Source organism: Streptomyces sp. A18 (assembly GCF_059026065.1).
The window spans coordinates 20,833-27,350 of record NZ_JBWLKL010000064.1 but is presented as its reverse complement, the minus strand read 5'-3'; the positions used below and the strand labels follow the sequence as shown (position 1 = coordinate 27,350).

Here is a 6,518-nt window from a genome sequence, read left to right as displayed (position 1 = left end):
CGTTAGCTCAGTTGGTTAGAGCAGCTGACTCTTAATCAGCGGGTCCGGGGTTCGAGTCCCTGACGGCGCACAGACAGAAAGAAGCCCCTCGCGGAAGCGAGGGGCTTCTTTCATGTCCCGGACGCAGAGGCTCAGCCCACCGTCACCTTCACCGTCCACGCGCCCGACACCGACCGCCCCTCGACCTCGATGCGCACGTCCTCGTCCGGCACCGTGAAGCTCTCCCCCACCCCCACCGGCGCGTCCGCGAGCGCCGGATACACCGACTCGCCCCGGCACGCGTCCGTGTCCGGGTGCGCGTCGAGGACCTCGACCGGGCCGCCGCCGGACGGCGCCTCGTTGCGTACGCGATAGGCGAGCACCCCCTCGGTGCAGGTCGCGTGGTCGTTGCCCTCCGCGCCGCGCGCCTCGATGGCGATGGCGCTGCCGCGGCCGGTGCGGACGACGGCCAGCTTGGTGCCGCCGACGCCCCCACGCGCGGGCCGCACGGACAGCGGCTCCAGGGTCAGCCGCCGTCCCCCGCTCTCCACGCACACCACCTGCCGCTCGCCCAGCCAGCCGAGCTTCCACTTGTGCCAGCCGAAGAGGTCGGGCGAGAGCCCGAACTGGCTGCCCATGACGTCCCAGTCGCCGACGTGCGTGTCCCAGTCGCCCTGGCCGTCCGTCGGCCGGTGGTAGAGGTCGGGCAGGTCGAAGACGTGGCCCGTCTCGTGGGCGAGGACGTTGCGGTCCGGGGGGTGCCGCTCGAAGACCGTGACGATGCGCTTGATGTCCGTTCCGTCGGCCCGCATCGGCCTGTCGAAGTTCACGACCTTCGTCGCGTCCGAGTCGACGCCGGGCGCGTCCGGGTCGGCGACGAGGTAGACGACGTCGTACCGCGAGAAGTCGACGTGCGGATCGGCGGCGGCCAGGGCGTCCCGCAGATAGGCGCTGCGCTTGGCCGGGTTCCAGTCGCGCTGTATGGCGTAGTCGGTGGAGTAGTCCGGCATCTCGACCCACTCGCGCCGCGGGTGCGGGCGCAGGGCGAACTTGCCGTACGAGGCGCGGTCGAAGAACTCGCTGGTGGCGGGGAAGTAGTCGGCCGCGAGCTCCTCGGGGGAGCTCCGGGGCGGGGAGTCGGGGAAGGAGAGGAAGACCATCACCGCGTCGAGGGTCCGGTCCGGGCGCGGATAGGCACCGTTCCAGGTGTCCAGGCCCTCCGAGTGATGGGCCGGTGTGCGCTGGAGTGCGCAGGGCACCGCCGAGGTCTGGGCGATCGCGGGGCCCGCGACGAGCCCCGTGGCGGCGAGTGCCGTCAAGGACGTGAGGGCGGCAGCCGCGCTGTGCAACCGGCGTCTCTCCCCTCCACGGGTGAGTCCCCAGGGGAGTAGCTGACGCGGCACGTCGACCTCCGGGTGCGGATTGCTGGGCATCCCACCCACCCTGCGATGCTTTTTTCACATATGCCCTGTTTGTCTGACCCGGCCGAGTGATGAGCGACCGCCAATCCGTTCACAGAACGTCACAGGTGGTCACCGGGGGATCGAGGCGCGTAGGAACCGGCCCTGGCTTGAGCAGAAACGATCTGCCGTCGGGTGAGTGCCAAACCCATGCCGGGCATGCATCTGTCCTATGCCTGGAGCGGCCGCCACGCGGCACCGCGCTGTGGCTGGAAGCGCCGTCGGGCCAGCCCCTATGATCGGCACACTTTCCTGCGCGGGCCCGGCCTCGCCGAACAACTGCACTGCGGGAGCAAGTGGTGAACGGAACGTCTGAAGGCCAAGCGCCCACAGCGGTCACAGCACCCGACCTCGCCGTGGCGCCCACTACGGAGCGTCGCCGTCCGGGGCAGCCGCCGGATCACCGAGCCGCTTTCGCCGCCGCCCCCCTCGCCCTCGGCGTCGTGGACGGCGAAGGGCTCGTCGTCGACGCCAACGAAGCGCTCGCCGAGCTGCTCGGCGCGAGCCCGGCCGAGCTGACGGGGCGCCTCGCCGCCGATCTGGTGGACCTGGCGTCGGACGCCCGCACCTGGCACGCGTACCGCGAGGTGCTCCGCGGCCGCCAGGCGAAGCTGCGCTGCACCCGGCGCCTGAAGCATCCCGACGGGCACTCGCTGTGGGTCCAGATCACGGTCTCGCCGATGCCCGGCGGTCGTACGGTGCTGCTCGCCGCCACCGACATCAGCGCGCGCCGCGAGCTCCAGGACCGGCTGCGGCATCTGCAGATGCACGACCCGGTGACGCGGCTCCCCAACCGCAGCCTGTTCTTCGAACGCCTCGCCGCCGCCCTCGAGGCGGGTGCGTACGACGACGCGGGCACCGGCCGGATCGGCCTCTGCTATCTGGACCTCGACGGATTCAAGGCGGTCAACGACACCCTCGGCCACCGGATCGGCGACCGACTGCTCGCGGCCGTCGCCGAGCGGCTCACGCGGTGCGCCGACGAGGCCGGGCACGGCAGGGCGGCGGCGCCGCTGGTCGCGCGGCTCGGCGGCGACGAGTTCGCGCTCATGGTGGAGGACTCGACGGGCACGGACCAGTTGGCGGACCTCGCCGATTCGGCGCTCAAGGCACTACAGGAGCCCTTCGACCTGTCCGGCCAGCGGCTCTCCGTCTCGGCGTCGATCGGCGTCGTGGAGCGACGGGCCGCCGGGACCACGACGACGTGCCTCATGCAGGCCGCCGACACGACGCTCTACTGGGCGAAGTCGGACGGCAAGGCCCGCTGGACGCTCTTCGACCCCGAGCGCAATGCCCACCGCATGACCCGGCAGACGCTGTCGAGTTCGCTGCGGCCTGCCGTCGACCGCGGTGAATTCGTCCTGGACTACCAGCCGTTGGTGCGCCTGGAGGACGGCGGCGTGCGCGGGGTCGAGGCGCTGGTGCGGTGGCAGCATCCGCGCTTCGGCCTCCTTACGCCGAATCGGTTCATCGGACTGGCCGAGGAGGATGGTTCGATCGTGCAGCTCGGCCGCTGGGTGCTGCGGACGGCGTGCCGCCAGGCCCGGCAGTGGCAGTTGGACCACCCGGAGCGGCCGCCGGTCTTCGTGAGCGTGAACGTGGCCGTGCGTCAGGTCTGGGACTCGGACCTGGTGACGGACGTGGCGGACATCCTCGCCGAGACCGGCCTTGCGCCCTCACTGCTCCAGTTGGAGCTCACGGAGTCGGCGGTGATGGGCTCGGCGGGCCGCCCGCTCCAAGCCCTCCAGTCGCTCAGCGACATGGGGGTGGGGATCGCCATCGACGACTTCGGCACGGGCTACTCGAACCTGGCGTACCTGAGCCGGCTCCCGGTGTCCGTCCTCAAACTGGACGGCTCCTTCGTACGTGGCTTCCAGTACGACGCGGAGGCGGGCGAGGCGCACATCAACCCCGCCGACGAGGTCATCGTCGAGGCCCTGGTGCAACTCGCCCACCGGCTCGGCCTGACCGTCACCGCGGAGTGCGTGGAGACGACGTCCCAGGCGGCACGGCTGCGGCGGATCGGCTGCGACACCGGGCAGGGGTGGCTGTACTCCCGCCCGGTGGCGCCGGATCGTATCTCCGCGCTGCTGGCCGCGGGTTGAGGGCTAGGCGCGGGGCAGCCCGTACGCGTCGGCGATCAACTCATAGGACCTCAGCCGCACTTCGCCGCTGTGCGCGTTGGCCGTGATCATCAACTCGTCGGCGCCGGTGCGCTTGGCGAGGTCGTCGAGGCCGGTGCGGACATGGTCGGCGGTGCCGTAAATGACGTTGGAGTTCCAGCTGTTGACGAACTCCCGCTCCATCTCACCGAATTCGTACGCCTCGGCTTCCTCGGGCGTCGGGACCAGCCCCGGCTTCCCGGTGCGCAGTCGGACCATGTTCAACGCGGCGGCGAGGACCTGCCGCCGGGCTTCGTTCTCCTCGTCCGCAGCGAGCGCCGACACACCGATCAGGGCGTATGGGGCGTCGAGAACGGCGGAAGGCTTGAACGACTCCCGGTAGAGGTCGAGCGCCGGGATGGTGTTCTGCGCGGAGAAGTGATGGGCGAAGGCGAACGGCAGACCGAGGACTCCCGCGAGGCGGGCGCTGAACCCGGAGGATCCGAGCAGCCACAGGGGCGGGCGGTGCGGGGACTGGACGCCGCCGGGTGAGGTGGCCTGGACCGGGCCCGGGACGGCGTGGATACGGCCGTACGGGTGCCCGTCGGGAAAGTCGTCGTCCAGGAAGCGCGTCAGCTCGGCGAGCTGCTGCGGGAAGTCGTCGGCGCCTTCGCCCAGGCGCTCGGTCCTCCGCAGGGCGGCGGCGGTCGCGCCGTCCGTGCCCGGGGCGCGGCCCAGGCCCAGGTCGATGCGGCCCGGGGCCATCGCTTCGAGGGTGCCGAACTGCTCCGCGATGACGAGAGGGGCGTGGTTGGGCAGCATGACGCCGCCCGAGCCGAGCCGGATGCGCTCGGTGTGGGCGGCGAGGTGGGCGAGGATGACCGCGGGCGAGGAGGAGGCCACGCCCGGCATGGAGTGGTGCTCGGCCACCCAGTAGCGGTGGTAGCCGCGCCCCTCGGCGAGCTTGGCGATCTCCACGCTCTTCTTCAGGGCATCGGTGGCGGTCCGCCCCGCGCCCACGGTCACCAGGTCAAGCACGGAGAGCGGGACCGGCGCGGTGCCGTTCCGCTCGCCGCGGATGTCGTCGCTCGGTTCCACTGTCACGGGGTGCTGCCTCCTGCTGCGCATGCTTGTGCGGTACGTGTTGCTCCGCAGGGCCAACAGGAGGGGGGCTCCGCTTTATTCCCGTGGGGGCCGGGAGCAAGCCTTTCCCGCCCTCCCCAAGCTCCAGACGGACCAGTCCGTACCCCCGCACAGCCGGACGCTAGTCCCCCCGCACCTGCACCACCGGCTCCTTGGTGAAGAGCGCGCCCAGTGACGGAGCGTTCACCCGGCGCGTAGCCAGGCGCAGCGCCTCCCACACCGTCACCTGGTTCGCCGTCAAGATCGGCTTGCCCAGGTCCTCTTCCAGGGCCTTGACGTACGCCGCCGTATGCAGCGCCGTGTCCGGGAGCAGGACCGCCTCCGCGTCAGGATGGTCGCCCGCGCGGGCCATGGCCCTGACCTCGTCCCAGCCCCACGTGCCCACCTCCGCCGCGGTGATGATCCCGCTCCCCCGCGTCGACACGACCTCCGTGCCGGACGCCTTCAGGAACGAGGCGAAGAGGGACGCGACGTCCTCCGGGTACGTCGCCGCGACAGCGACCCTGCTCGCCCCCACCTCACGTACCGCGTGAGCGAACGCGAAGGACGTACTGGACGCCGGCAGGCCCGCAGCCCGGGCCAGGGTGCGGACCTGGTCGTGGGCGCCCTCCCAGCCGAAGACGAAGCTCGCGCTGGTGCAGGCCCACACCACCGCCTCGGCCCCGGAGAGACGCAGCGCCTCGACCCCGGCGGCGAGCCGGTCCGCCGATCCCATCTCCAGGAGCGCGTCGACCCTGTGCGCGTCCTCGCCGATGTCGGTGTGGACGACGTCAAGGCGGACGTCACTCCCCAGCATCTGCTCCATGCGGGGGTAGTCGTCCTCAGCCGAGTGACCCGGATAGAGGAAACCAAGTGCGGTCACTTCCAGCCTCCTTCAAGGCAGCGTTGGTGGTCCTTCGGGCAGGCCCTGGGGCGGATCGACCGGCAGCACGCCGGGCAGCTCACCCGACGCCATACCGGGCAGCTCACCCGACACGATGCCGGGCAGCTCACCCGACGCCATACCGGGCAGCTCGCCCGGCACCATGCCGGGCAGCACGCCCGGCCCCGCGACCGGACCCACGCCCGGCCTGGCACTCGGATTGATCAGCGCCTGGTAGGGCCCTACCGCATCCGTACCCAGACGACGCAGGGCGGACCACATCGTCACCTGGTTCGCGGAGATCACCGGAATCCGCAGTTCGGCCTCCAGCTGCGGAATGACGTCGTACGTGGCGAGGTTGGTGCAGCTGATGAAGAGCACGTCGGCCCCGCCGAGCACGGCACGGCGCGCCATCTCGGCCACGTCCTTGTACGGCACCTTCCAGATGTGCCGGGTCAGGCCCAGATAGGCGCGGCCCGTTACCGACACACCGGCTTCGGCCAAGTAGTGCTCCAGGGACTGGGTCACCGACCAGGTGTAGGGCGTGACGAGCGCGACGCTCCGCGCGCCGAGCTCGTCGAGCGCCTCGAGCAGCGCGCCCGATGTCGTGACGGCCGCGACCGCGCCTTCGCGGATCATGGCCTCGCACATCGCGCGCTCACCCGCGATGCCGCCGACGAAGCTGCCCGACGTACAGGCGTACGCCAGAACTTCGGGCTCGGCGGCGCTCAGCGCGCGGACCGCCTCGCCAAGCGTTTCGTGCTCGCTGACGAGTCGTGCCAGGTCAAGGCTTACCTCGACGGGCACGTACGGAGTGCGTGTCAGGTGGAGGGAGACTTCGTCCGGCACCCAGCGCCAGAGCTCCCGGTCGAGGGCGAAGTCGAAAGGGGCGACGACACCTACACCGCGCTGAGGGTGTGGTCCGCCGAGGAAGGAGACGTCCATGAGCAGGCCCCAAGTTCGTGCGTGCGT

5 protein-coding genes are annotated in these 6,518 nt (G+C 71.0%); 1 reads left to right on the top strand and 4 read right to left on the bottom strand.

Going from position 1 to position 6,518, the window contains the following annotated elements; genetic code table 11:
* Nucleotides 1–131: 131 nt before the first annotated feature.
* Nucleotides 132–1,412, bottom strand: a complete 1,281-nt coding sequence (locus tag AC5P1C_RS41230; protein WP_493871135.1) for a M6 family metalloprotease domain-containing protein — start codon at nt 1,410–1,412, stop codon at nt 132–134.
* Between the two features lie 326 nt (nt 1,413–1,738).
* Between AC5P1C_RS41230 and AC5P1C_RS41225 the strand changes: the two genes are divergently transcribed.
* Nucleotides 1,739–3,544 (top strand): putative bifunctional diguanylate cyclase/phosphodiesterase, encoded by a 1,806-nt coding sequence (locus AC5P1C_RS41225; protein WP_493871134.1) that lies wholly within the window; start codon nt 1,739–1,741, stop codon nt 3,542–3,544.
* Between the two features lie 3 nt (nt 3,545–3,547).
* On the opposite strand, the gene AC5P1C_RS41220 is transcribed toward AC5P1C_RS41225, so the two are convergent.
* The 3 genes from AC5P1C_RS41220 to AC5P1C_RS41210 all read right to left on the bottom strand — a co-directional run bounded on the left by AC5P1C_RS41220 (nt 3,548) and on the right by AC5P1C_RS41210 (nt 6,491).
* Entirely contained in the window at nt 3,548–4,645 is a 1,098-nt protein-coding gene (locus AC5P1C_RS41220; protein ID WP_493871133.1) for an LLM class flavin-dependent oxidoreductase, read from the bottom strand.
* 160 nt (nt 4,646–4,805) lie between these two features.
* Complete coding sequence (locus AC5P1C_RS41215) at nt 4,806–5,546, bottom strand: maleate cis-trans isomerase family protein (protein ID WP_493871132.1); 741 nt, start codon at nt 5,544–5,546, stop codon at nt 4,806–4,808.
* A 12-nt stretch (nt 5,547–5,558) separates the two neighbouring features.
* Nucleotides 5,559–6,491 carry a maleate cis-trans isomerase family protein gene (locus tag AC5P1C_RS41210; protein ID WP_493871131.1) on the bottom strand — a complete coding sequence of 311 codons (933 nt, stop codon included), beginning with the start codon at nt 6,489–6,491 and terminating at the stop codon, nt 5,559–5,561.
* Nucleotides 6,492–6,518: the final 27 nt, after the last annotated feature.